General features: G+C 66.9%; 26 protein-coding genes and 2 tRNA genes. 16 read left to right on the top strand and 12 right to left on the bottom strand.

Annotated features, from left to right (window positions below):
* Nucleotides 1-92 precede the first annotated feature (92 nt).
* The 6 genes from IP91_RS15265 to IP91_RS15240 all read right to left on the bottom strand — a co-directional run bounded on the left by IP91_RS15265 (nt 93) and on the right by IP91_RS15240 (nt 5,240).
* Nucleotides 93-302 (bottom strand): hypothetical protein, encoded by a 210-nt coding sequence (locus IP91_RS15265; RefSeq protein WP_145649944.1) that lies wholly within the window; start codon nt 300-302, stop codon nt 93-95.
* 52 nt (nt 303-354) lie between these two features.
* On the bottom strand, nt 355-1,254 hold the full coding sequence (gene xerD, locus IP91_RS15260; RefSeq protein WP_145649943.1) for a site-specific tyrosine recombinase XerD: 900 nt from the start codon (nt 1,252-1,254) through the stop codon (nt 355-357).
* Nucleotides 1,230-1,751, bottom strand: a complete 522-nt coding sequence (locus tag IP91_RS15255; RefSeq protein ID WP_145649942.1) for a methylated-DNA--[protein]-cysteine S-methyltransferase — start codon at nt 1,749-1,751, stop codon at nt 1,230-1,232. Before IP91_RS15255 ends, xerD begins: the two co-directional genes overlap by 25 nt.
* A 481-nt stretch (nt 1,752-2,232) precedes the next feature.
* Nucleotides 2,233-3,522 (bottom strand): TRAP transporter large permease, encoded by a 1,290-nt coding sequence (locus IP91_RS15250; protein WP_145649941.1) that lies wholly within the window; start codon nt 3,520-3,522, stop codon nt 2,233-2,235.
* Complete coding sequence (locus IP91_RS15245; protein WP_145649940.1) at nt 3,519-4,076, bottom strand: TRAP transporter small permease; 558 nt, start codon at nt 4,074-4,076, stop codon at nt 3,519-3,521. The genes IP91_RS15250 and IP91_RS15245 overlap by 4 nt, the downstream gene beginning before the upstream one ends.
* 171 nt (nt 4,077-4,247) lie before the next feature.
* A complete protein-coding gene (locus IP91_RS15240) occupies nt 4,248-5,240 on the bottom strand; it encodes a TRAP transporter substrate-binding protein (protein ID WP_145649939.1) in 993 nt (330 codons plus the stop codon).
* A gap of 140 nt (nt 5,241-5,380) precedes the next feature.
* Here IP91_RS15240 and IP91_RS15235 point away from each other — a divergent pair, with 140 nt between their 5' ends.
* The 6 genes from IP91_RS15235 (at nt 5,381) to IP91_RS15210 (ending at nt 10,608) form a co-directional block, all read left to right on the top strand.
* Nucleotides 5,381-7,378 carry a two-component system sensor histidine kinase NtrB gene (locus IP91_RS15235; protein ID WP_145650249.1) on the top strand — a complete coding sequence of 666 codons (1,998 nt, stop codon included), beginning with the start codon at nt 5,381-5,383 and terminating at the stop codon, nt 7,376-7,378.
* 30 nt (nt 7,379-7,408) lie between these two features.
* Nucleotides 7,409-7,996 (top strand): response regulator transcription factor, encoded by a 588-nt coding sequence (locus IP91_RS15230; RefSeq protein ID WP_145649938.1) that lies wholly within the window; start codon nt 7,409-7,411, stop codon nt 7,994-7,996.
* Between the two features lie 16 nt (nt 7,997-8,012).
* Nucleotides 8,013-8,750 (top strand): AAA family ATPase, encoded by a 738-nt coding sequence (locus IP91_RS15225; protein WP_145649937.1) that lies wholly within the window; start codon nt 8,013-8,015, stop codon nt 8,748-8,750.
* Between the two features lies 1 nt (nt 8,751).
* Nucleotides 8,752-9,126, top strand: a complete 375-nt coding sequence (locus IP91_RS15220; protein ID WP_145649936.1) for a DUF3052 family protein — start codon at nt 8,752-8,754, stop codon at nt 9,124-9,126.
* A 115-nt stretch (nt 9,127-9,241) separates the two neighbouring features.
* Nucleotides 9,242-9,742, top strand: a complete 501-nt coding sequence (locus tag IP91_RS15215; RefSeq protein WP_145649935.1) for a MarR family winged helix-turn-helix transcriptional regulator — start codon at nt 9,242-9,244, stop codon at nt 9,740-9,742.
* Nucleotides 9,739-10,608 carry a CPBP family intramembrane glutamic endopeptidase gene (locus IP91_RS15210; RefSeq protein ID WP_145649934.1) on the top strand — a complete coding sequence of 290 codons (870 nt, stop codon included), beginning with the start codon at nt 9,739-9,741 and terminating at the stop codon, nt 10,606-10,608. Before IP91_RS15215 ends, IP91_RS15210 begins: the two co-directional genes overlap by 4 nt.
* Before the next feature lie 117 nt (nt 10,609-10,725).
* Here the strand turns inward: IP91_RS15210 and queG are convergent, their stop codons facing one another.
* On the bottom strand, nt 10,726-11,832 hold the full coding sequence (gene queG / locus IP91_RS15205; protein WP_145649933.1) for a tRNA epoxyqueuosine(34) reductase QueG: 1,107 nt from the start codon (nt 11,830-11,832) through the stop codon (nt 10,726-10,728).
* A 60-nt stretch (nt 11,833-11,892) separates the two neighbouring features.
* On the opposite strand from queG, the gene tsaE reads away from it, so the two are divergent.
* From tsaE to IP91_RS15190, 3 genes are read left to right on the top strand one after another with little or no spacing between them, the layout of a single operon-like run.
* A complete protein-coding gene (gene tsaE / locus IP91_RS15200; RefSeq protein WP_145649932.1) occupies nt 11,893-12,369 on the top strand; it encodes a tRNA (adenosine(37)-N6)-threonylcarbamoyltransferase complex ATPase subunit type 1 TsaE in 477 nt (158 codons plus the stop codon).
* Nucleotides 12,333-13,775 (top strand): N-acetylmuramoyl-L-alanine amidase, encoded by a 1,443-nt coding sequence (locus IP91_RS15195; protein WP_145649931.1) that lies wholly within the window; start codon nt 12,333-12,335, stop codon nt 13,773-13,775. The genes tsaE and IP91_RS15195 overlap by 37 nt, the downstream gene beginning before the upstream one ends.
* 10 nt (nt 13,776-13,785) lie before the next feature.
* Nucleotides 13,786-14,580 carry a D-hexose-6-phosphate mutarotase gene (locus IP91_RS15190; RefSeq protein WP_145649930.1) on the top strand — a complete coding sequence of 265 codons (795 nt, stop codon included), beginning with the start codon at nt 13,786-13,788 and terminating at the stop codon, nt 14,578-14,580.
* Between the two features lie 225 nt (nt 14,581-14,805).
* Here IP91_RS15190 and IP91_RS15185 read toward each other — a convergent pair whose 3' ends face one another.
* Nucleotides 14,806-15,708 (bottom strand): carbonic anhydrase, encoded by a 903-nt coding sequence (locus IP91_RS15185; protein WP_229474478.1) that lies wholly within the window; start codon nt 15,706-15,708, stop codon nt 14,806-14,808.
* A gap of 216 nt (nt 15,709-15,924) precedes the next feature.
* Entirely contained in the window at nt 15,925-16,569 is a 645-nt protein-coding gene (locus IP91_RS15180) for a VTT domain-containing protein (RefSeq protein ID WP_145649928.1), read from the bottom strand.
* A 139-nt stretch (nt 16,570-16,708) separates the two neighbouring features.
* Here IP91_RS15180 and IP91_RS15175 point away from each other — a divergent pair, with 139 nt between their 5' ends.
* The 7 genes from IP91_RS15175 (at nt 16,709) to IP91_RS15145 (ending at nt 21,825) form a co-directional block, all read left to right on the top strand.
* Entirely contained in the window at nt 16,709-17,611 is a 903-nt protein-coding gene (locus IP91_RS15175; RefSeq protein WP_145649927.1) for a peptidylprolyl isomerase, read from the top strand.
* Nucleotides 17,608-18,036 carry a hypothetical protein gene (locus IP91_RS15170; protein ID WP_145649926.1) on the top strand — a complete coding sequence of 143 codons (429 nt, stop codon included), beginning with the start codon at nt 17,608-17,610 and terminating at the stop codon, nt 18,034-18,036. Before IP91_RS15175 ends, IP91_RS15170 begins: the two co-directional genes overlap by 4 nt.
* 102 nt (nt 18,037-18,138) lie before the next feature.
* Nucleotides 18,139-20,034 (top strand): DNA mismatch repair endonuclease MutL, encoded by a 1,896-nt coding sequence (mutL, locus tag IP91_RS15165; protein WP_145649925.1) that lies wholly within the window; start codon nt 18,139-18,141, stop codon nt 20,032-20,034.
* A gap of 5 nt (nt 20,035-20,039) precedes the next feature.
* Complete coding sequence (gene miaA / locus IP91_RS15160) at nt 20,040-20,984, top strand: tRNA (adenosine(37)-N6)-dimethylallyltransferase MiaA (protein WP_145649924.1); 945 nt, start codon at nt 20,040-20,042, stop codon at nt 20,982-20,984.
* Between the two features lie 106 nt (nt 20,985-21,090).
* A tRNA-Met gene (locus IP91_RS15155) sits at nt 21,091-21,167 on the top strand.
* 80 nt (nt 21,168-21,247) lie between these two features.
* Nucleotides 21,248-21,324 (top strand) — tRNA-Met (locus IP91_RS15150).
* A 219-nt stretch (nt 21,325-21,543) separates the two neighbouring features.
* A complete protein-coding gene (locus IP91_RS15145) occupies nt 21,544-21,825 on the top strand; it encodes a hypothetical protein (RefSeq protein WP_145649923.1) in 282 nt (93 codons plus the stop codon).
* A 13-nt stretch (nt 21,826-21,838) separates the two neighbouring features.
* On the opposite strand, the gene IP91_RS15140 is transcribed toward IP91_RS15145, so the two are convergent.
* The 3 genes from IP91_RS15140 to IP91_RS15130 all read right to left on the bottom strand — a co-directional run bounded on the left by IP91_RS15140 (nt 21,839) and on the right by IP91_RS15130 (nt 24,338).
* Nucleotides 21,839-21,991: a XapX domain-containing protein gene (locus IP91_RS15140; RefSeq protein WP_145649922.1), complete on the bottom strand. Its 153-nt coding sequence runs from the start codon at nt 21,989-21,991 to the stop codon at nt 21,839-21,841.
* Complete coding sequence (locus tag IP91_RS15135; protein WP_145649921.1) at nt 21,988-22,221, bottom strand: DUF1427 family protein; 234 nt, start codon at nt 22,219-22,221, stop codon at nt 21,988-21,990. Before IP91_RS15135 ends, IP91_RS15140 begins: the two co-directional genes overlap by 4 nt.
* A gap of 260 nt (nt 22,222-22,481) precedes the next feature.
* On the bottom strand, nt 22,482-24,338 hold the full coding sequence (locus tag IP91_RS15130) for an amidohydrolase (protein WP_145649920.1): 1,857 nt from the start codon (nt 24,336-24,338) through the stop codon (nt 22,482-22,484).
* Nucleotides 24,339-24,426: the final 88 nt, after the last annotated feature.

Below are 24,426 nucleotides of genomic sequence, written 5' to 3'. Positions count from 1 at the left end.
CGGAACAAGGAAGGGACAGGCACCTGCCCGGATTGCCGGGCGGGTGCCTGTCCCCCTGTTCTTCGTCGTTGCCCGCCGTCGCTGGCGCAGCGCTATTCCTGCCTTGCCACCGTGCTGTCCGTGTCGGCGGCCTCGGTCTCGGTGGCGTCCGTGTCGGCATTCTCCGCGCCAGCCTCGTCCGCCTGCTGTTCGCCTTCCGGCCGGTTCTTCGCTTCCGCCTTGCGCCGGGCCTTTTCATCCGCCTTGCGCTTCTTCTCCAATTCCCGCTGCCGTTTCTCGTAGCTGAAATTTGTTTTTGCCATGGTAGCCTCCCTTTCCCCTCCATTATGCGTCAGTTCAAGGATCGCGGAAAAGCTATCCCCTTGGGTGATGTACCGCATGCAGCTGTTTCAGCCGCTCGCGCGCCACATGGGTGTAGATCTGCGTGGTCGAAATATCCGAGTGCCCCAGCAGCAGCTGCACCACGCGCAGGTCGGCGCCGTGATTGAGCAGGTGCGTGGCGAACGCGTGACGCAGCGTGTGCGGCGACAGCGGCGCCGTGATGCCGGCCTTCTGCGCATGCTTCTTCACCAGCACCCAGAACATCTGCCGCGTCATCGGCCCGCCGCGCGCGGTGACGAACAGCGCATCGTCCTGCTGGCCGTTGAGGATCGCGCCGCGCGCCTCGCTGGCGTAGCGGGCGATCCACTGGCGCGCTTCGGCGCCGAACGGCACCAGGCGCGTCTTGGCGCCCTTGCCCGTGATGCGCACGATGCCGTCGTTCAGGCTCAGCTCCGTGATCTTCAGCGCCACCAGTTCCGAGACGCGCAGGCCGCTCGCATACATCAGCTCCAGCATCGTGCGGTCGCGGATGCCGAGCGGCTCGCGCGTGTCCGGCGCGGCCAGCAGCGCATCGATCTGCGCCTCGCCCAGCGTATGGACGAAACGCGCCGGCTGCTTCGCCGAGGCCAGCTTCAGGCAGGGGTCCACGCCGATGCGCGCCTGGCGCAGCGCCAGCCCATAAAAGCGCTTGAGCACCGACAGGCGGCGGTTGGCGGAACTGGGCTTGGTGTCGCCATGGCGGGCCGCGAAGTAGGCGGCGATGTCGGCTCCCCGCACCTCCAGCAGCCCGCTCCCCGGCTTCGTCTCCGCCAGCCAGTCATGGAACAGCTTCATGTCGCGGCGGTAGGCGGCCAGCGTGTTCTTCGACAGGCCGTCCTCCAGCCACAGCGTGTCGCAGAACTCGTCGATCAGAGCAGAGTCGTTTGCTGCCATGCGTACTCGCGGTGTCCTTCGTGGGCCAGCAGCCAGCGTTTCACGTCCAGCGTGAAGCCGTTGCGGTCGTCGCTGCCGGCAAAGCCGCCCAGGCCCTGGGCACCCGTCACGCGGTGGCAGGGGATCACCAGCGGGAAGTAGTTGGCGCCGCAGGCCTGGCCCACGGCGCGCGGCATCGATTCAACGTGTTTCGCCACCTCGCCGTAAGTACGCACCTCGCCGCGGGGAATGGCGCGGATCGCATCCCACACCTTGCGCTGGAACGTGCTGCCCACCTGGGCCAGCGGCAGGTCGAAGCGGAAGTCCGCATCGTCGCAATAGCGCAGCACCTGGTACGCGGCTTGCTCTGCTACCGGATCCTGGGCCGCCTTCTCGGCGAAGCTGGCCGGCAGGTAGACCAGCTCCGTGACGACGCTGCCGCCGGTACGGATGCCGAGTGCGCCAAACGGCGTGGCCACGATGGCCGCGAAGAGATCGTCCGGCTGTTGTATTTGCATCACACTTAACGCCCTTTCAAGGCAAGACACTGTGGCATCCATGCTACACCAAGCTTTTGCGCTGAGCCAGATCAGGGAGTGGCGACAAAGGGTACGGGCAAAAAAAAACGCACCATCAGGTGCGTTTTAAGTCTGGTCGCGATCCCGGTTGTTTGGTCCCGCCGCGGCTGGCTTGTGGCCGCCTTCAGCAGTGATCCAACAACATACTGTGAACCGCGTGTCTCCTCGCTTTATCTGCCGTCTCCGGCCCCGTTCTTATTTACCACTCCCCACTGACTCTGATGTTCATCGCTGCATGTTCTTGGGCCGAGCCCTTTGCTACCTTGGTGCATAAGCTTATTTGCTGCACCAAACAGGAGCGATCATAACTGATCCATCGCGGCATTTCTCCTGTTTTTTTGTAGCAATAAAATATTTCAATCACGTTACGGGAATGACTGGTATTCATCAATCGTATGTGGTAACCCGACAAGAATCTGCCTCATCCGGGCGTGCCGTAGACCAGGCGCGGCAGCCATAACGAGATCTGCGGCACGTAGGTCACCAGCGCCAGGAAGCCCAGCATCGTGAGCAGCCAGGGCATGACGGCCACCGTCAGTTCCGAGATGCCCATCTTGGTGATGCCCGAGGCCACGTACAGGTTCAGCCCCACTGGCGGGTGGCACATCCCCACTTCCATGTTGACGACGATGAGGATGCCGAAGTGGATCGGATCGATGCCCAGTGCGACGGCCACGGGGAACAGGATCGGCGCCATGATCAGCACGATGGACGACGGCTCCATGAAGTTCCCGGCCAACAGCAGCAGCACGTTTACCACCAGCAGGAACGCCACCTGGCCCAGGCCCTGCGACGTCAGCCAGGCCGCCATCTGCTGCGGGATGTTCTCGCTCGTCATCAGGAACGAGAACAGCACGGCGTTCGTGATGATATACAGGAGCATGGCCGACATCGACGCGGAATCGAGCAGCACCTTGCCGATGCGCGACAGCTTCAGATCCTTGTAGACGAAGACGGCGATGATGAACGCATACACGGCCGCCATCGCCGCCGCCTCGGTCGGCGTGAACACGCCCGAATAGATCCCGCCCATCACGACGACGATCAGCAGCAGTCCCCAGGCGCTCTTGCGGAACGCCACCAGCCGCTCGCCCCATGTCGCCTTCGGCAGGCGCGGATAGTTGTGCTTCTTCGCCAGCACCCAGGTGGTGAGCCCGAGCAGGAAGGCCAGCATCAGGCCCGGCACCACGCCGGCCATGAACAGCGCGCCCACCGAGGTATTGGTGGTGACCGAATACATCACCATCACGATCGATGGCGGGATCAGGATGCCCAGCGCACCGGACGTGGTGATGACGCCGGCGCCGAAGCGGCGCGGATAGCCCTGCTTGACCATCGCCGGCAGGACGATGGAACCGATCGCCACGACGGTGGCCGGACTCGATCCCGACACGGCCGCGAACAGCGCGCAGGCCATCACGCCGGCCAGCGCCAGCCCGCCATGCCAGTGGCCCACGCAGGAGGTGGCGAAGTTGATCATGCGCCGCGCCACGCCGCCATGCGTGAGGAAATTCCCGGCCAGGATGAAGAAGGGAATGGCCATGATCTCGAACTTCTCGATCCCCGTGAACAGCTTCAGGGCCACCGATTCGACCGGCACCTGCGTCATCGTGAACAGGAACGTCAGTACCGTCAGGCCGAGCGAGATCGAGATCGGCATCCCGGTCAGCATGAGCACGAGCAGCAGCAGGAAGATGACCAGCGCGTTCATGCCCTGGCTCCGAGTTCTTCGTCCAGTCCCTCGACATGGGCGTGGTCGTGCTTCGGCAGGCTGCCGGTACGCACGAACGTGACCATCACCTGCAGGAAGCGGAAGCACATCAGCCACGAGCCGGCCGGCACTGCCAGGTAGACGAGCCACATCGGCACTTCCATGTCGGCCGAGGTCTGGTCCGTGTGTCCGATCTCCCACACGAACGAGGCCCCCAGCGCGCCGACGATGCCGGTGAACGCGGCGCCGGCCAGCAGGCCGAACACGATGAACTTGTCGCGCCACCGCGGCGACAGGCGGTTGATGACGACGTCCACCCCCACGTGGATGCCGGTGCGCACGCCGTACGCGGCGCCGAACTTGGCCATCCACACGAACATGTAAATGCACAGCTCCTGGGCCCAGCTGGCGTTGATCCGGATGAGCTGGTCCTGCAGCCACGGGATCGGCAGGCCGGAGAGGTAGCGGTGCACCACCGCGACAAAGATGATGAGGGTGGCCGCGCCCATCAGGGACGCGATGAGCCACTCTTCCAGGTGATCCAGGAATTTCATGGGCGGTTCTCGGCAATGGGCCACGCATGAACGTAACGATCATGGACCCGAAGATCATGGACGTGACGATGATGGACGTGACGGATCACGGCCGGGGTCTGCCCTGGCCATGATTGCAGCGGAATGCGAAGGAGGACGACAGGACGCCGTCCGTGATTTACCGGCGCGTGCCTACTTCACGCCTTCCTTGTTGATGGCGTTGATCAGGTCCGCGCCGATGCGGCTCTCCATCTGCTTCTGCACCGGCAGCAGGGCCTTCTTCCATTCGGCCTGCTGCTGGGCGTTCAGCGTGGTGAACTGGGTGCGGCCGGATTTCTTCATCGCCTCCAGCGCCAGGTCGTTGTCGCGCTGCGAGATCGCCTTTTCATACGTGGTGGTCTCGCGCATCGCGCCTTCCAGCGCCGTGCGGATGTCCGCCGGCAGGCCGTCCCAGAACTTCTTGTTGACGATGACCGCGTAGCCCAGGTAGCCGTGGTTCGACAGCGTGCCGTACTTCTGCACCTCGTGCATCTTCTGCGTGTACATGTTCGACGGCGGATTCTCCGTGCCGTCCACCACGCCCGTCTGCAGCGCCTGGTACACCTCGGAGAACGCCAGCACCTGCGGGTTGGCGCCCAGCGCGCGCATCTGCGCGTCCAGCACCTTGGACGACTGGATGCGCATCTTCAGGCCGCGGAAGTCCGTCGGCGTGTTGAGCGGCTTGTTGGCGGACATGACCTTGAAGCCGTTGTCCCAGTAGGCCAGGCCCGTGATGCCCTTCGGCTCCAGCTTCTTCAGGAGGCTCCTGCCGATCGGGCCTTCCGTGACGTTGTACAGCGCCTGCTTGGTGGGGAAGATGTACGGCAGGTCGAAGACCTCGAATTCCTTCACGCCCAGCGGACCGAATTTCGCCAGCGAGGGCGCCAGCATCTGCACGGCGCCCAGCTGCAGCGCTTCCAGCTCTTCCTTGTCCTTGTACAGCTGGCTGTTCGGATAGACCTCCACCTTCACGCGGCCATTGGTGGCCTTCTCGGCCAGCTGCTTGAAGCGGGCGGCGGCCTGCCCCTTCGGCGTGTCGGTGGCGACGACGTGGCTGAACTTGATGACGATGGGGGCTTGCGCGAACGCGGAGGAGGTGAAGCAGGCGGCAACGGCGACCGTGGCCAGGAAGGATTTCACTTGCATGGTGTCTCCTGTTATAGGAAATTGCATTTCTGAGAATTGCATTTATTATTCCTGCCATTGCAGGCTATAGAACGCTTTTGCAAGGGGCAACTGTGGAAAACCACAATACCGTGCCGGACCAGAACACCTACCCTGCCACGATGACTACCGTGACCCGGCCCGCCCCGCGCCTTCCCTTCCCCAACACCGTGCGCTGGCTGCTGCCGGTGGTGCTCGTGCTGTTCTTCCTCGCCATCCTGATCTGGCTGCCCTGGCAGGCGCGCCAGATGGAGAGCAGCGAACGCCAGGAACAGCTGATCGCCGACACGCTGTGGGTCGAGCAGACCATCCGCTTCCAGCTGGGCCGCCATGAAGAAGACCTGCGCGGCGTGGGCAACGAGATCCTGGCCGGCGCCTCGATCGCACGGCTGCACGACCGCATGGCCAGCGAACTCAAAACGGGCCTGGAACTGAAGCGCGTGCGCTGGGTCACGCCGGCGGGCATGGTGGCCGCGTCGAGCGACGAGGCGCCGCTGCCGCAGGCGAACCTCACGCCAGCCTCGCGCGATGCGGCCGAGCGGGCGCGCCGCAGCCGCCATGCCGTGTACAGCGAACCGGGCACGCAGACGGTCGACCCGGCCGGCGCGCCGGGCGCGATCCTGATGGATTACCACCTGCCCCTGTTCCGCGGCGAGACCTACCTCGGGTCGCTGGTGGCGACCTACCAGCTGTCGGCCATCCTCGACGAGATGGTGCCGTGGTGGTTCGCGCAGGACAACCAGATCACGCTGCTGGACCGCGACGACCGCATCCTGGCGCGCCGCGCGGCGGCCGGTCCCGGCCACGGCGTCTACACGCACAAGCGCGCGCTCGACTTGCCGGGCGCCGCCGTCACGCTGATGACGGACAGCGTGAAGAGCGAACCGAAGCTGCTGCCCAACCTGCTGGTCGGTTCCGTCATCGCGCTGTCGCTGGCGCTGCTGTGGAGCCTACTGGCGCTGTGGGGCCACATCTCGCGCCGGCTGGCGGCCGAGGAAGCGCTGCGCCAGCAGATGGCGTTCCGCACGGCGATGGAGAACTCGCTCGTCACCGGCCTGCGCGCGCGCGACCTGGAAGGCCGCATCACGTATGTGAATCCGGCGTTCAGCCAGATGGTGGGCTACCCGGAAGAAGAACTGGTGGGCCGCTCGCCGCCGATGCCTTACTGGGCGCCGGAAGTGATGGCCGAGTACCAGCACCGCCTGGCCAATGTGCTGGCCGGGACCGTGACGCCGCAGTTCGAGACGATCTTCCAGCGACCCGACGGCACGCGCATCCCCGTGCTGATCTTCGAGGCGCCGCTGGTCGACAACGAGGGCCGGCACACGGGCTGGATGGGCTCCATCCTCGACATCTCCGACCGCAAGCGCATCGAGGAACTGAACCGCGAACACCAGGAGAAGCTGCAGGCCTCCAGCCGCCTGGCGACGATGGGCGAGATCGCGTCGATGCTGGCGCATGAGCTGAACCAGCCGCTGGCCGCCATCTCCAGCTACACGACGGGGGCACTGAATCTTCTGGAGCGGCCGGGTGTCGACGGGTCGGTCAATGCCGGCACCCTGAAGCCGGCGCTGGAACAGGCCGGCGCGCAGGCGCGGCGCGCGGGGCAGATCATCCGCAGCGTGCACGAATTCGTGAAGAAGCGCGAACCGGAACGGCAGGATGTATCGGTGGTGTCGATGGTGGACAGCATCCGCGCGCTGATCGACCTGCAGGCCCGGCCGCACCAGGTGGTGTTCCAGACCAGCATTCCGGCCAACCTGCCGGACGTGCGGGCCGACCGCATGCTGATCGAGCAGGTGCTGCTGAACCTGACGCGCAACAGCATCGAGGCGATGTCCGGCATGCCGCCGGCGCGGCGCGTGCTGCGCGTGGAAGCCCATCACGACGTCGATGCCGGCCAGGTGGCCGTCAACGTGATCGACTGCGGCCACGGCATTCCGCAGGAGGTGGCCGAGCGGCTGTTCTCGGCGTTCTTCTCCACCAAGGCCGAGGGCATGGGCATGGGCCTGAACATCTGCCGCACGGCGATCGAGTTCCACGGCGGCACGCTCACCCACCGCGACAACCCGCAAGGCGGTACCATATTCACCTTTACGCTGCCCGCTTCGGAATCCTGACGGCAGCGGCGCCAAACCGGAGAATCACCCATGCTGCATATCGTCGATGATGAAGAAGTGGTGCGCGACTCGCTGTCGTGGCTGGCCGCCTCGCGCGCGATTCCCGCCGCGGTCTACGATCGCGGCGCCAAGTTCCTGGCCTACGTGGAGGCCGGCAAATTCGATCCGCACGGCGACTGCGTGCTGCTGGACGTGCGCATGCCGGACATGAACGGCGTGGCCGTGTTCGACCAGCTGGCCGCGCGCGGCCTGACGGAACGGCTGCCCGTCATCTTCCTGACCGGCCATGGCGACGTGCCGATGGCCGTCGATACCCTCAAGCGCGGCGCCTTCGATTTCTTTGAAAAGCCATTCAACGACAACCAGCTGATGGACCGCGTGGAGCAGGGCCTGGCCAGATCCCTCGATGCCAGCGCCAACGCGGCCGTGCATGCGCGGCTGGCCACGCTGTCGTCGCGCGAGCGCGAGGTGCTCGACCTCATTCTGGCGGGGAAGATGAACAAGGTGGTGGCCGACGAGCTGGGCATCAGCATGCGCACGGTCGAGGTGCACCGCGCGCACATCTTCGACAAGATGCAGGTGAAGACGGCCGTGGAGCTGGCCGGGCTGCTGAAATAACGTTCGAACCGCTGCCATGCTCAAGCCGACATTCGCCATCAGTGCCGCCTTGCGGCGCGCTGCGGTGCCGGATTTCGACCGTTATCCCTTTTCGCTGCCGGCCGTGCAGCACCTGGACGTGCTGACGTTCCATCCGAACGTGACGTTCATCGTGGGCGAGAACGGCAGCGGCAAGTCGACGCTGCTCGAAGCGCTGGCCGTGGCGCTGGGCTACAACGCGGAAGGCGGCGGGCGCAACTTCAACTTCGGCACGCGCGCCTCGCACTCGGTGCTGCACGAGTACCTGCGCATCAGCCGGGGCTACCGCCGGCCGCGCGACGGGTATTTCCTGCGCGCCGAAAGCTTTTTCAACCTGGCGACCAACCTGGACGAGATGGGCCCGGGCGCGCTGAACTCCTATGGCGGCACATCGCTGCACGAACAGTCGCACGGCGAGTCGTTCATGGCGCTGCTGACGCACCGCTTCGGCGGCAACGGCCTGTACATCCTGGACGAGCCGGAAGCGGCCCTCTCGCCGCAGCGCCAGCTGGCCGCCCTCGCCCGCATCCACCAGCTGGTGCGCGCCGGATCGCAGTTCATCATCGCCACCCATTCGCCGATCCTGACCGCCTATCCGGACGCGCGCATCTACGCCTGCCTGCCGGACGGCCTGCGTCGCACCGACTATACGGACACCGAGCCATACCAGGTGATGCACGATTTTCTGCAGGACCCGCAGCGCGCGCTCGAAGCGCTGCTGGGTGAGGAGGACTGACATGAGCGACAAGACCATCGCCGAAAAACTGTACGTGAAGAACGCCGCCACCATCGCCGTGCTGAACGCCGACGCGCGCCACGCGTTCGTCACCGGCCAGCTGCCGGCCGAGAAGCTGGTGGACAGCGGGCCCGCCGACCTGGTGCTGCTGTTCGTGCACGCATCGACCGAACTCGAAGCGCTGCTGCCGCAAGCCCGCACGCGCCTGGCACCGAAGGGCGCTTTGTGGGTCGCCTACCTGAAAGGCACCTCGAAGTCCCACGCGGCCGGCCTGCACCGGGACACCATCCGCACCTTTGCTGCCACGCTCGGCCTCGACTCCGTCGCCATGATCGCCCTCGACGCCGACTGGTCCGCGCTGCGGCTGAAGGCCTGACAGCCCAGCTCGTGTCCACCCTGGGGTCAGACCCCGCCACGGACACGAACTCGGCCATAAAACAACAGCGCAAAAATATACATAAGTGCTTATGTAGTTTGTGTATCATTGCGCCATGAAACAAGGACTCGGTACCCAATTGCGCCATTTGATCGAACTGCTGGACGGTGCCGTGGCCGACGCCTACGTGGCGGCCGGCATCGACTACCGCCCCCGCTATACGCCGGTGATGCGGGCGCTGGCGTCAGGCGAGGCACGCACCGTCGGGCAGATCGCCACGGCAGCCGGCATCACGCAACCGGCCGCAACGCAGACAGTGGCGCTGATGCTGAAGGAAGATCTGGTGGCGACGACGCCCGCCGCGCATGACGGCCGGCAGAAACTAGTCACGCTGTCGCAGCGGGGTCGCGAACTGCTGCCCCGGTTGCAGCAGTGCTGGGCCGCCACTGCCCAGGCGGCGGCCAGCCTGGATGCCGACCTGCCCTTTCCGCTGTCCGAGACGCTGGCCCAGGCGATCCTCGCCCTGGACCGCCAACCGTTCGGCGCCCGCATCGCCGCCGCGCGGGCCGGGTTCGAAGCGACTGCCACCCCACCCGATCTCAAGGAGACTTCATGAGCGCCACCTTTGCCACGCCCTCCCCTGACACCGCCATCGCCACGCCGCCGCTGCGCAAGCGCCTGCTGGCGCATCCACTGGTGCGGTTCGTGCTGGCAGTGCTCAGCGTGCTGGTGACCATGGTGCTGGCCGGTGCATTGTCGGAACAGGTGCCGAAGGCCTATCGGGTCGGGTGGCCGATGCTGCTGATGGCCGTCTCCGTGATCGGTGGCTATAGCGCGTATGTGCGCTGGGTCGAGAAGCGTCCGCTGGCCGAACTGGGGCGGAACGGCATGGGCCGGGAACTGGGCCGCGGACTGGGGCTGGGCGCGTTGCTGGTGGTCGTCTGCAGCGTGGTGCTGCTGGGGGCCGGCGTCTATACCATCACCGGCACGTCGCACTGGACGGCGCTGGTCAAGCCGCTGCCGGAGCAGGTGTTCGTTGCCTTCCTGGAGGAGATCCTGTTCCGTGCGATCGTCTTCCGGCTGCTGGAGAAATCGTGGGGGACGGCGGTCGCGCTGGTGGTGTCGACGCTCCTCTTCGCGCTGGCGCACATGCCGAACGAGAGCTTCACCATGCTGGGCGCGCTGGCCACGGCCGTGGCGGGTGCCGCGCTGTCCGGCGCCTACCTCGTCACCCGGCGCCTGTGGCTGCCGGTCGGCATGCACTTCGCGTGGAACTTCCTGTTCGACGCCGTGTTCGCCGTGCCCGTCTCCGGCCATGCCGCACGCGGCTGGATCCAAGTGACATCGTCAGGCCCGGCGTGGCTGAGCGGGGGCGCGTACGGCATCGAGGCCTCCGTTGTCACCGTGCTGGCGTGGGGCATCGCCACCGTCCTCCTGCTGACGCTCACGCGCCGCCGCGGCCAGTGGCGCGCCCGGCCCTGACCACGGCCCAGCTCGTGTCCACCATGGGGTCAGACCCTGACCTGTACACGGCCCCGGCTGTAGAACATGGCTGAGGCTGTGTCTTTGTCGGGGTCAGACCCCAAGGTGGACACGAGCTCAGCAGTAACCGTGCTGGTCGAGGGCCCAGGTGACGTGCTCGCGCACCAGTTCGGAGGGGTGGTCGAGCCGGCTGCGCAGGGCGGCGACGATGGCGGGGTCGCCGGCGGCGCCCAGGGTGGCGGCGTTGCCGAGGCCGACGGCGAGGTTGCGCAGCCAGCGCTCGTGGCCGATGCGGCGGATCGGGCTGCCTTCCATGCGGCGGTTGAAGTCATCCTCGCTCCAGGCAAACAGCTCGATCATCGAGGCGCTGCCCAGGCCGTGGCGCTCGTCGAAGTCCGGCAAGGTGGCGCGCTGGGCGAACTTGTTCCACGGGCAGATGGTCTGGCAATCGTCGCAGCCGTACACGCGGTTGCCGATCAGGGGACGCAGCTCGACGGGAATGGCGCTTTTCAGCTCGATGGTCAGGTAGGAGATGCAGCGCCGCGCATCCAGCCGGCCCGGGGCGACGATGGCCTGCGTGGGGCACACGGCGATGCAGGCGCTGCACTGGCCGCAATGGGCCTCGGCCGGCGCGTCCACCGGCAGCGGCAGGTCGACGAGGATCTCGCCCATGAAGAACATCGAGCCGGCCGCGCGGTTCAGCAGCAGGGTGTGCTTGCCGCGCCAGCCCAGTCCGGACTTTTCCGCCAGCGGCAGCTCCATCACGGGCGCCGAATCCGTGAACACGCGGTAGCCGAACGCGCCGATTTCCTTCTGGATGCGCTCCGCCAGCCCCTGCAGCCGGGCGCGCAGCACCTTGTGGTAGTCGCGGCCCCGCGCATAGACGGAGATGACGGCGGCCTGCGGATCGTCCAGCCGGGCCCGTTCGCGGGCGCGCCAGTCGCCCTGGTGCGATGCGGGCAGATAATTCATCCGCGCCGTGATGACCCGCACGGTGCCCGGCACCAGCTCGGCGGGACGGGCGCGCTTCATGCCGTGGCTGGCCATGTAGTCCATCTCGCCGTGCATGCCCGCATCCAGCCAGGCCTGCAGGCCGGGTTCGGCGGCGGACAGGTCCGCGTCCGCGATGCGCACCTCGGCAAACCCCAGCTCGCGCCCCCAGCCTTTCACGGCGGCGGCCAGCGCGGCGAGTGCCTCGGAAGATAACCCTGCGGAAGACGACATGGACGGTACAATGGCGGAGCAATCCACCAGGCATCAATCCTCCATTCTATGCGATCCACGATGAAAGCTCACCTGCGCGACGACGCCCACACGGCGGCCCTCGGCCTCGCGCTGGCCCGCGCCCTGCTGCCCGGCCTGGCGATCCACCTGCACGGCGACCTGGGTGCCGGCAAGACGGCGCTCACGCGCGCGCTGCTGCATGCGGCCGGCCATGTCGGCAACGTCAAGAGCCCCACCTACACGCTGTCCGAACCGTACCGCATCACGCTCGACGGCGCGCCGGTGAACGTGATCCACTATGACCTGTACCGCATGGGCAGCCCGGAGGAATTCCTCGACGCGGGCTTCCGCGAGGATTTCGACGGCCACAATATCTGCATCGTCGAATGGCCGGACAAGGCCGCAGGCGTGCTGCCGCCGCCGGACCTGGCGATCACGCTGAGCGTGGCTGGCGAGGGCCGTGATGTAGAATTGCAGGCGTTTTCCGCCCTGGGTACGTCATGCCTGCAACGCCTCCACTTCCCGCCCATCCTGTGAGTGCGCCCCCCGATACCCGTCGCGGCAAGAACCGCCGTACCTTCCTGCAGGCCGGCGGCACGCTGCTGCTGTCGGTCGTGGTGCCCCTGTCCGCACGCGCCGCGCAGATCCTCGCCGTGCGCGTGTGGCCGGCGGACGACTATACCCGCGTCACGCTGGAAAACGACACGGACCTGAAAGCCACCCACTTCATCGTCAAGGATCCGGCGCGCCTGGTGGTCGACATCGAAGGCCTGGAACTCGATGCCACGCTCAAGACGCTGGTGGCCAAGATCCAGTCCAACGACCCGTACATCAAGCAGGTGCGCGTGGGCCAGAACCGGCCGGGCGTGGTGCGCCTGGTGTTCGACCTGAAGTCGGAGATCCGTCCGCAGGTGTTCACGCTGGCGCCGGTGGCCGAGTACAAGCACCGCCTGATCTTCGACCTGTATCCGGTGCACGAGGTGGACCCGATCGCGGCGATGATCGAAAAGGGCGAGTGGTCCAGCGACGGCAAGCCGGTCGGCCAGCCGCCCGTGGCGGAACAGCATCCGGCCATTCCGCTGCCCCTGCCCGACAACAAGATTCCCGCGCCGGGCGTGCCCTCGCAGGCGCTGCCCCGGCCGGACATCGCCGCAGCCACGAAACCGGAGCTGAAGACGGAGCCGCCGAAGCCCGAGGCCAGGCCGACCATCCCACAGAAGGACGGCAAGCTGGTACGCATGCTGACGGTGGCGCTCGACCCCGGCCACGGCGGCGAGGACCCCGGCGCGATCGGCGCCAAGGGCAGCCGCGAGAAGGACATCGTGCTGGCCATCGCCAAGCGCCTGAAGGAAAAGATCGAGCAGCACCCGAACATGCGCGTGATGCTCACCCGCGACGGCGACTTCTTCGTGCCGCTGCCGGTGCGCGTGGAAAAGGCGCGCAAGGTCGATGCCGACCTGTTCGTGTCGATCCATGCCGATGCCTTCGTGTCGCCCTCGGCACGGGGATCGTCCGTGTTCGTGCTGTCCGAAAAAGGCGCCAGCTCGGGCGCCGCGCGCTGGCTGGCCAACAAGGAAAACCAGGCCGACCTGATCGGCGGCGTCAACACGAAGGGCCACGATCCGCAGCTGGCCAGCGTGCTGTTCGACCTGTCGACGACGGCGCAGATCAACGACAGCCTGAAGGTCGGGAAGGCCGTGCTGCAGCAGATCGGCGGCATCAACCGGCTGCACAACGGCGCCGTGGAACGGGCCGGCTTCGCCGTGCTGAAGGCGCCGGACATTCCGTCGATCCTGATCGAGACGGCCTTCATCTCGAACCCGGACGAGGAAGCGCGCCTGCTCGACAACGGCTACCAGGACCAGATCGCGGACGCCATCGTGAAAGGCATCCGCTCGTATTTCGCCAAGAACCCGCCGCTCGCCAAGAACCGGCTGACCTGAGGATCCAAGCATGAGCAACGACACGTTCGGCCAGCTGCCGGCCGTCCGCATCACCGCGCCCGATGGCGCACAGGCCCTGATCGCGCTGTACGGCGCGCACCTGGCGTCATGGACGACGGCCGATGGCCGCGAGCGTCTCTTCATGAGCGCGGCCTCGCCCCGCGACGGCAGCGCGGCGATCCGCGGCGGCGTGCCCGTCATCTTCCCGCAGTTCTCCACGCGCGGTACCGGCCAGCGGCACGGCCTCGCGCGGCTGTCGCACTGGCGCCTGGCGGACCAGGGCAGCACGGACACCACGGCCTGGGCCGAGTTCGCGCTGACACAGGATGATGTGCCGCCAGCGCTGGCTGCGGCCTGGCCGCATCCGTTCGCCCTCACGCTGCGCTTCACGCTGAAACCGGACGCGCTGGAGATGCGCTTCCATGCCGCGAACACGGGCGACGCACCATTCGACTTCGCCTGCGCGCTGCACACCTACTACCTGGTCGACGACTTCACGCGCACCAGCTTGAGCGGCCTGCGCGACGAGCCGCCCCTGCATTTCGGCCCCCCGCTGGACAATATCTACCCGTCGACCGCCAGCCTGACCCTCGCCTCCGGCCACGGCACGCTCGAACTGGCGCAGGAAGGCTTCACGGAATTCGTCGTCTGGAACCCCGGCGCCGAAGCGGCCGCCAGGCTGACCGACCTGCGCGACGACGAGTGGCAGCGCTTCGTGTGCATCGAACCGGCCCGCGTCGACCAGCAGCCCCTCGCCGCCGGCGCCAGCTGGACCGGCCTCCACACGCTCACCGCCCGCAGCTGAAAAACGGGCTACTGTCCAGCTCGTGTCACCGTCTGGGGTCAGGCGTAGTGACACGCACTCATGCGTAGCGGCGTCGCGCCCGTGCGGAACCGGCGAAACGGGCCTAGTGCCCAGCTCGTGTCACTACGCCTGACCCCAGGGTGTGACACGAGCTGGGCAGTAGGGGCAAAAAAAAACGGGCGCCACGCGGCGCCCGAAAGTCACTACCCCACAACAAAAACGTCGTTACTGCGATTCCTTGATCATCCGCCCGCCGGCCGCCTGCACGGGCCGCGCGTTCAGCGGGTATAGCCGCGAGAACAGCGCCATCTGCTCGGGCGAGGCCTGCAGCGGCTCCTTCATCACCAGCCACAGCACGCCTTCGCTGCACGGCGGCTCCGTCATCGAGCCCATGTAGGTGTAGTAGTCGCGCCGCTGCGGCAGGAGGTCGTTCGGGTCGAACACGACGGACGGCGTGAACGTGTCCTTCTTTTCCAGTGGCAGATTGTTCCAGACGGTCTGCACGGCCGGCTGCGGCTTGCCACGCTGCAGCATCAGCGCGAGGATCGCCACGTGGCCCTCGATATCCTTGTGCACCAGGTGGATGCCCATCTCGTATGTCTTGCCGTTGACGCGCTCTTCCGCCGGCCGGTGGAAGTGCAGCTGCTGCAACTCGTAGGTGCGGCCGCCAACGGTGAGGAAATTGCCGGTGCCCAGCTGTACCTGGACAGTATGACCATTGTCCGTGACGGAGAAGCCCGATGGGCGGTAGTCGAACGCGATCTGCTCCAGGTCAACCTTGATGCCGTCGCGGATGTCGATGGGCGACTGGCGCGTGCCGGCGCTGCACTTGTTCCAGGCGGCGTTGATCTTGCCCCAGTTGGCCGGGCCGAACTCGCCTTCATAAGTCCAGAAGGTGCTGGCGGGTGGGGGCGTGGCCGGCACGAAGGCAGCGGGAACCGGCTTCGCCTTCGCCTCTTTCCGGGCCTTGGCCGCGGCGGCATAGCGGGCCGCCTGGTTGGCCTTCATCTGCGCCAGGCGCTCGGCGATCCTGGCCGACAGGGCTGCCTCGGCCTCTTCTTCCTGCTCGCGTTCGGTCAGCTTGCGGGCCGGCTTGGCCGGCTTGGCCTTGCCGTCGCCGACTGCCATCGCATCGTCCCGTGCCGGCGAAGACGGACGCACGCCCGCGATCGCCGCTGGCGGCTCGGCCGCGGCCGTCCCCATGACGAGGCAGAAGAGTGTGAAAGCGAAAAGCTTGCGCATTGATCGGGAAAAGTAAAAACAGACTTGCCCCGATTAACGGATGCCGTACGGCAAAACTTGAGGGAAACCAACTTGATTTCCCCCAGAAAATCCAAGGCTTGACTACTTGTTCAGCACCCGGCGGCTGAACTTCCACAGGCCGCCCAGTGCGACGGGGACCACCGCCGCGCCCACGCCGACCAGCACGATCGTGGTCAGGTGGTCGCGCACGGCCGGGATATTGCCGAAGAAATAACCGGCCACGCACAGCGACACCACCCAGGCCAGCGCCCCCGTGACGTTGTACATCTGGAAGCGGCCGAACGGCATGGCGGAGACGCCGGCCACGAACGGTGCAAAGGTGCGCACCACGGGCACGAAACGGGCCAGGATGATCGTCTTGCCACCGTGGTTGTCGAAGAAGTCATGGGTGCGGCGCAGCGCATCCTTGTTCAGCCAGCGGTAGTCATGGGTGAAGACGCGCTGCCCCAGCGCCTTGCCGATCCAGTAATTGGTGGTGTTGCCGAGAATGGCGGCCGTCAGCAGCAGGAAGATCAGCAGGCCCAGGTCCATGTGCCCCGTGGCGCAGTAGGCGCCGGCGATGAACAGCAGCGTGTCGCCCGGGAAGAAGAACAGCACGACCAGGCCGGTCTCGCAGAAGACGATGGCAAACAGGATGGCGTAGACCAGCGGGCCGTACTGCGCGATCAGCGTGTCCAGCGTCTTGTCGACGTGGACCAGCATGTCCAGCAATTGAACGAAATCCATAACATTCCTAAAAAGAGCGGCGGGGGCGCCTATGACCATGGGCAGGCATCATACAGCGCGGGCGGATCAAGGACTTTCCAATTCGTCCATATTGCAGTTTACAATTCTTCATCCCTGTCCAGCAAGCAAAGAGGAGCCCATGACGCGCCGGCCGCTGTTTTTACTCTCGATCGCATTGACCCTGCCGCTGGCAGCGAAGGAACTGCCGCCGCGGCCCAGCGTCGCGGACGTCGTCAAGGCGGCGCCGGATAGCGCCTGGCGCCCGCTCGATCCGCAGAACACGCTGTACCTCGAGATCCCGGCCGGCCGCGTCGTCATCGAGCTGGCGCCCGTGTTCGCGCCCAATCACGCGGCCAACATCCGCGCACTGGTCCGCGACGGCTATTTCGACGGCCTGGCGATCCTGCGCGCGCAGGACAACTACGTGGTGCAGTGGGGCGATCCGGATGAAGACAAACCGCGCGCGCTGAAGACAGCAAAGGCTGCGCTGCCCGGCGAATTCACCATCCCTCTCAGGAACGACACGGCCTTCACGCGCCTGCCGGACCGCGACGGCTACGCGCCGCAGGTGGGCCATTCGAACGGCTTCCCGTCCGCGCGCGATCCGAAAACGGGCCAGGCCTGGCTGGCGCACTGCTACGGCATGGTGGGCGTGGGCCGCGACACGGGCGCGGACAGCGGCAACGGCGGCGCGCTGTATGCCGTGATCGGCCAGGCGCCCCGCCAGCTGGATCGCAACATCACCGTCGTCGGCCGCGTGGTGGACGGCATGCCGCTGCTGTCCGTGCTGCCGCGCGGCCCCGGTCCGATGGGTTTCTACGACAGGGCCGAACAGCGCGTGCCCGTCGCCAGCGTGAAGCTGGCAGCCGACGTGCCCGAGGTACAGCGCGCCCGGTGGGAAGTGATGCGCACCGACTCGGCCAGCTTCAAGGCGGTGGCGGAAGCGCAGCGCAACCGCGGCGGCCCGTGGACGAAGGTGGCGGCCGGCCATGTGGACCTGTGCAATGTGCCGATCCCGGTACGGCAGCGGAGTGCCGAATGATGCGGCCCCTTTGCCTGGCGCTGGTGCTGCTGGCGGCCGCGCTGCCGGCCGCCGCGCAGACCGCGCAACCGCTGTCCGCGGCCGACCTGGCCAGGCGGAGCGCGGCGCAGGCGGCCCGCGAGCTGCCGCCGCAACCGGAACCCGTGCCGGAGGTGACCCAGCCCGGCGGCTACGTGCGCTTCGGCGCCGCCAACACGAGCGCCTTCGAGGATGCCAACAATGCTGCCATCAACGGCGCCAGCAACGGTTTCACGATCGACGACTACGTGTCGCCGGACGGCGTGCACATCGCCCGCCACTCTGGCCGCGGCGGCGTGCGCTGCTTCAGGACGCAGTCGTTTCAGCCCCGTGCCATCGAACGTTCGAAGGAAACGCCGGTGCCCGTGAACTGCCCGCCGGCCAGCGAGCAGTGGCAACGGCGCTGAGCCGGCCCGACGCAATCGCCGTCGAACAGGGCGCGGCGTTTGGCGGCATGGGCGAGCCTATCGCCGCCGCCTAGTATAATTTCGCCCACCATGAATGCCCGCATGAACACTCCCTCCCCGCCGCGTCCGATCCGCGCCCTGCCCGACCAGCTCATCTCCCAGATCGCGGCCGGCGAGGTTGTCGAGCGGCCGTCCGCCGTGGTGAAGGAACTGCTGGAGAACGCGCTGGACGCGGGTGCCACGCAGGTCACGGTGCGGCTCGAGGAAGGCGGCGTCAAGCGCATCTGCATCACCGACAACGGCAAGGGCATCCCGCCCGAGCAGATGCCGCTGGCGCTGGCGCGCCATGCCACCTCCAAGATCACCTCGCTGGACGACCTGGAGAACGTGAACACGCTGGGCTTTCGCGGCGAGGCGCTGGCATCGATCGCATCGGTTGCCGTCGTCACGCTGACCTCGCGCACGGCCGATGGCGCGCATGCCTGGGAACTGGAAGGTTCGCACCTGGGCACGGTGCAGCCGTCGTCCGGCGCGCCGGGCACCACCGTCAACGCGCAGGACCTGTACTACAACACGCCGGCACGCCGCAAATTCCTGAAGTCCGAACAGACCGAATTCGGCCACTGCGCCGAGGTCGTGCGCCGCATCGCGCTGGCCCGGCCGGACGTGGCGTTCACGCTCACGCACAACGGCCGCACGGTCGACCACTGGATGGCCAGCGATATGGCCAGGCGCAGCGCGCAGATCCTGGGCGAGGCGTTTGCCGAGGCGCGGCTGGGCATCGACGAAGGCGCCGGCGTGCTGCGCCTGCACGGCTTCGCCGGCCTGCCGACGGCATCGAAAGGCCGTCCCGACTCGCAGTACTTCTATGTGAACGGCCGCTATGTGCGCGACAAGCTGCTGGTGCACGCGGTGCGCGCGGCCTACGAGGACGTGCTGCATGGCGACCGCTTCCCGTCGTACGTGCTGGCGCTGGAACTCGATCCCGCGCTGGTCGATGTGAACGTGCACCCGTCGAAGATCGAGGTGCGCTTCCGCGACGGGCGCGCGGTGCACCAGTTCGTGTTCCACGCGGTGCAGCGGGCGCTGGCGCAAACGTCCGCCACGGCGCACGGCAGCGTGCCGTCGCCCCTGCCGGCCGCCGATACCCTGGGCGCAGGTGGTGGCAATGCCGGTCCCGGCGCGTGGCGCCCGCAGCAGCAGGCCTCGTTCGGCGCGATGCTCAATCCTTCGTACGCGCCAACGTTCTCGCCGTCGCCATTTACCAGGGAGGGTGGCGTGGCGCAGAGCACCGAGCGTTACGGCGCACTGTTTGCCGACGGCGCCGCGCCCGCGCCAGCACCGTACACGATGCCGCAGCCGACGTCGTACACGGCCAACGCGGCCGCGCTGGCGCACGAGGAATTCCCGCTCGGCTTCGCGCTGGCCCAGCTGCATGGCATCTACATCCTGGCGCAGAACACCAAGGGCCTGGTGCTGGTGGATATGCATGCGGCGCACGAACGCATCCTGTACGAACAGCTGAAGAACGCGCTCGATGCGCAGATCGCCGGCACGGACATGCAGGTGCAGTCGCTGCTGATCCCCGTGACGTTCTATGCCGATGCGGTGGAAGTGGGCACCGTGCAGGAGCATGGCGACACGCTGCGCAAGCTGGGCTTCGACATCGCCGCGCTGTCGCCGACGACGCTGGCGGTGCGCACCGTGCCGGCGCTGCTGAAGAACGCCGATGCGCAGACGCTGGCGCGCGACGTGCTGCGCGATGTGCGCGAATACGGCGGCTCGCGCGTGCTGATCGAGCGACGCAACGAACTGCTGGGCACCCTGGCCTGCCACACGGCAGTACGCGCCAACCGCATCCTCTCCCAACCCGAAATGAACGCGCTGCTGCGGCAGATGGAAAGCACGGAGCGCGCCGACCAGTGCAACCACGGCCGGCCCACCTGGGTGCAGGTCGAGATCAACGCGCTCGACAAACTTTTCCTCCGCGGGCAGTAACCTCAATGAACGAAACACCCCGGCGGCCGCTCGCGGTCGCGATCATGGGCCCGACCGCGTCCGGCAAGACGGCCGCCGCGCTGGCGATTGCCGAACGCATTCCGGCCGAGATCATCTCCGTCGATTCCGCACTGGTGTACCGGGGCATGGACATCGGCACCGCCAAGCCCACCCGCGAGGAACGGGCGGCCGTGCCGCACCACCTGATCGACATCATCGATCCGCTGGACGCGTATTCGGTCGCGCAGTTCCGCACCGCGACGCTGCAGCTCGTCGACGACATCGTGACGCGCGGCAGGCTGCCCCTGCTGGTGGGCGGCACGATGTTGTACTTCAAGGGCCTGGTCGACGGACTCGATGACCTGCCCGGTGCCGATCCGGCCATCCGCGCCGAGCTGGAAGACGATGCGGCGCGGCTGGGCTGGCCGGCGATGCATGCGCGCCTGGCCACGCTCGATCCGGAAACGGCCGCGCGCCTGAAGCCGAACGATGCGCAGCGCCTGCAGCGCGCGCTGGAGATCATCCGCCTGACGGGCCGGCCGATGTCGGAACTGCTGGCGCTGCGCGCACCCGAGGCACTGCCGTTCGAGCTGCTGTCGTTCGCGCTGGAGCCGCAGGACCGCGCCGTGCTGCACGCGCGCATTGCGCGCCGCTTCGACCTCATGCTGGAAGACGATGCCTTGCTCGACGAAGTGGACCACCTGCGCCGCCGCGGCGACCTGCATCCCGGCCTGCCATCGATGCGCTGCGTGGGCTACCGGCAGGCGTGGGAATACCTGGACGGCCGCATCGACCGCGCCGCGCTGCGCGAGACGGGCATCATCGCCACCCGCCAGCTCGCCAAGCGCCAGCTCACCTGGCTGCGGTCGATGCCCGACCGGATCGTCATCGACTGCCTCGCGCCGGATGCCCCGGCGCAGATCCTGGCCCGCCTGCCCGCGCAATTTTGAGCGACCGTGGCGATTTGAGGTATATTGTTCGATTGGCCACGGGCGACCGAAATTCCGAGCCGTCCTTGACAGCACGCAGGCGAGCCGCCATAATGCTTGCCGTTGCGGTGATATAGCTCAGCTGGTTAGAGCACAGCACTCATAATGCTGGGGTCGGTGGTTCAAGTCCACCTATCACCACCACCAAATTCCAGACAAAATGGCCTGACCGGCAACGGTGCAGGTCATTTTTCTTTGCGGCGTTTTTTGCCGCGCCCCGTTCCGGTGATATAGCTCAGCTGGTTAGAGCACAGCACTCATAATGCTGGGGTCGGTGGTTCAAGTCCACCTATCACCACCAGATCGACAAGCCGCCGTTCGCGAGAATGGCGGCTTTTTCATTTCCTGCCGAGTCCGTGTCCATGTCGGGGTCAGACCCCGACATGGACACGGACTCGGCTGTCGCGCATTCCATGACTTCCTTTGCGGCCCTTGCGCTATCGACGCGGCTTGTTGCGTCTGGTCATCTGCTGCCCGCCAGCGCTGGACGAGACTGGAGTTTTTTCGACAGGAGGAAGTGATGGCTGACCTGATGCAACCCGTGTCGCGCGTGATTGGCGAACACCGTGACAGGATCCTGAAGGCGATCGATGGCAGCCCGGGCGCCGCGCGCGCGGGCCAATGGACCACCGCGGCGCTGCAGAACGACCAGGCCATGGAGACGATCATCCGCTGCTGCTACGAACTGCTGCCCGGCCTTGTGCGGCTGGCGGTGAAGGAACCGGCGTTCCGCACCTTCATGTTGAACAACCGCGAACGCATCCTGGCGCAGCTGGTGCCGCCCGGTCCGCGGGCGGCGTGACATCACGACAGGCCTAGAACATCCCGCCCACCACGTAGCCGCTGGTCATCGCCACCACGAGCAGTGCGCCGATCGGCGTGGGTGGCGCGGGGGACGGAATGTCGCAGGCACGGCAGATGGCGCCGAGGGCCAGGCCGAGGACGGCGCCGATGACGAGCGCGGTCATGGGGTACTCCGGCGCGGCGCTTCGATGGCGTGACCGCCGCAGTGCTGCTTGTTTTGCGCTGCGCGGCGGGCCACGTAGCGGTCCACCAGCCAGTAGCCGGTGCTCATCATGAAGACCAGCAGCGCGCCGGACAACACGGGCGGCGAGGCGGCGGGGATGGCGAAGTGGCGGCAGGCCAGGCCGACCAGGAAGGAGAGGATCAGGCCGGCGAGGATTTTCAGGGGGTTCATGGGGGTCCTTGGGGTCGCGGGATTGGGGGCATTGCTGCTGGGGTTTGCGCTGCGGCTTGCTGGCTTTACTGCTGGGGCCTGCGCCGCGGGATTGCTGGCTCTTACTGCTGGGGCCTGCTTCGCCGGATTGCTGGCTTTTACTGCTGGGGTCAGACCCGCGGGGTAGCTAGCAACCCGGGCGAAGGCTAGCGGCGCTGTGGGTCAGACCCCGGCTCTCTGCCGCTATGTGCGACCTCGTGCTCTCGAGGTCGCAGCGCCGCTCAGAACGCGAAGCAGCTGCAGCCGAAGGCGCCCCAGAAGCCGGCGAAGTCGGAGACGGGGACGGTCGACTTGCGGGCCACGTCGTGCGCGTGCTTGTGGACGGCGCAGGCGCCGGCGCACTGGTGCGGCAGCGTGGACTTTGCGGCCTGTGGCGGCGCGGCGCGGTAGTGGCCACCGGTCGTCGCGACGGGGGACCAGTCGGGCAGCACGGGAATCTCCGGAGGACCCAGCTTCGTGAACTCGGCCTGCCCGAACACGATGCGCCCGCCCACGACCGTCAGCACGGATTCGATCGACTTGATCGCTTCCTCGTCGATGCGGAAGAAGTCCGCGGACAGCACGGCCAGGTCGGCCAGCATGCCTTCCTGGATGCGGCCCTTCTTCCCCTGCTCGTTCGAGAACCACGCGCTGCCGGCGGTCCACAGCTCGATGGCGGTTTCGCGGTCCAGTTTCGCACCGGCGTCATACAGCCGCAGGCCGCCGACCGTGCGGCCGGAGACGAGCCAGTACAGTGCCGTCCACGGGTTGTGGCTGGCCACGCGCGTGGCATCGGTGCCCGCGCCGACCGGCACGCCGTTCGCCAGCATGCGCCCGATCGGCGGGGTGTGTGCAGCGGCTTCGGCACCGTAGCGCTCGACGAAGTACTCGCCCTGGAATGCCATGCGGTGCTGGATGGCGATGCCGCCGCCCAGCGCCTTGACCCGCTCGATGTTCTTCGGGCTGATCGTCTCGGCATGGTCGAACAGCCAGTGCATGCCGTCGAACGGGATGTCGCGGTCGACCTTCTCGAACACGTCCAGCATGCGGCTGATCGATTCGTCGTAGGTGGCGTGGATGCGGAACGGCCAGCGCTGTTCGGCCAGGTGGCGCACCACCTGCTCGAGCTGCGCTTCCATTTCCGGCGGCAGGTCCGGACGCGGTTCCAGGAAGTCCTCGAAGTCGGCGGCCGAGAACACCAGCATCTCGCCGGCACCGTTGTGGCGGTACCAGTCGTCGCCATCGCCCGGCTTGACCATCTCGGTCCACTGCTGGAAGTCCTGCAGCTCGCGGCCCTTGTTCTGCGTGAACAGGTTGTAGGCGATGCGGATGGTGAGCTGGTGGTCGCGCGCCAGCTGCTCGACGACGGCGTAATCCTCGGGATAATTCTGGCCGCCGCCGCCCGCATCGATCGCGCTCGTCAGGCCTAGGCGGTTCAGTTCGCGCATGAACTGGCGCGTGGAGTTCACCTGCTGGTCGAGCGGCAGCTTCGGTCCCCTGGCCAGCGTGGCATACAGGATCATCGCATTGGGCCGCGCGATCAGCATGCCGGTCGGATTGCCGTGCGCATCGCGCGTGATCTCGCCACCCGGCGGCTCGGGTGTGTTTTTATCGTAGCCGACGGCGCGCAAGGCGGCGCGGTTCAGCAACGCGCGGTCGTACAGGTGCAGCACGAACACGGGCGTGTCCGGCGCGGCGGCATTGAGCTCGTCGAGCGTCGGCATGCGTTTCTCGGCGAACTGGAATTCGTTCCAGCCGCCCACAACGCGCACCCACTGCGGACTCGGTGTGCGCAGCGCCTGCTCCTTCAGCATGCGCAACGCATCGGCCAGCGAGGGCACGCCTTCCCAGCGCAGCTCCAGGTTGTAATTGAGGCCGCCGCGGATCAGGTGCAGGTGCGAGTCGTTCAGGCCCGGCACGACGGTGCGGCCGTTCAGGTCGATCACCTGGGCGGCCGCGCTGTTGCGTACCGACTCGTGGCGCATCACGTCTTCGATGTCGCCGACGGCGAGGAACTTGCCGTCGTCGATGGCGACGGCGGTGGCAAAGGGCTTGGCTTTGTCGGCCGTGTGGAAGCGGCCGTTGGTGAGGATCAGCATGGTAGCGGCGAGTGAGGAAGGAACCGCTTCATCATACGCAGCTGGCGCGCCCCGTCATCCCTATACGGAGCACGCCTCCCCTCTTCCC

It is taken from the genome of Pseudoduganella lurida, assembly GCF_007830455.1.
Taxonomy (GTDB): domain Bacteria; phylum Pseudomonadota; class Gammaproteobacteria; order Burkholderiales; family Burkholderiaceae_D; genus Rugamonas; species Rugamonas lurida.
The sequence above is the reverse complement of the archived record's forward strand: the minus strand, read 5'-3'. Positions and strand labels throughout refer to the sequence as shown.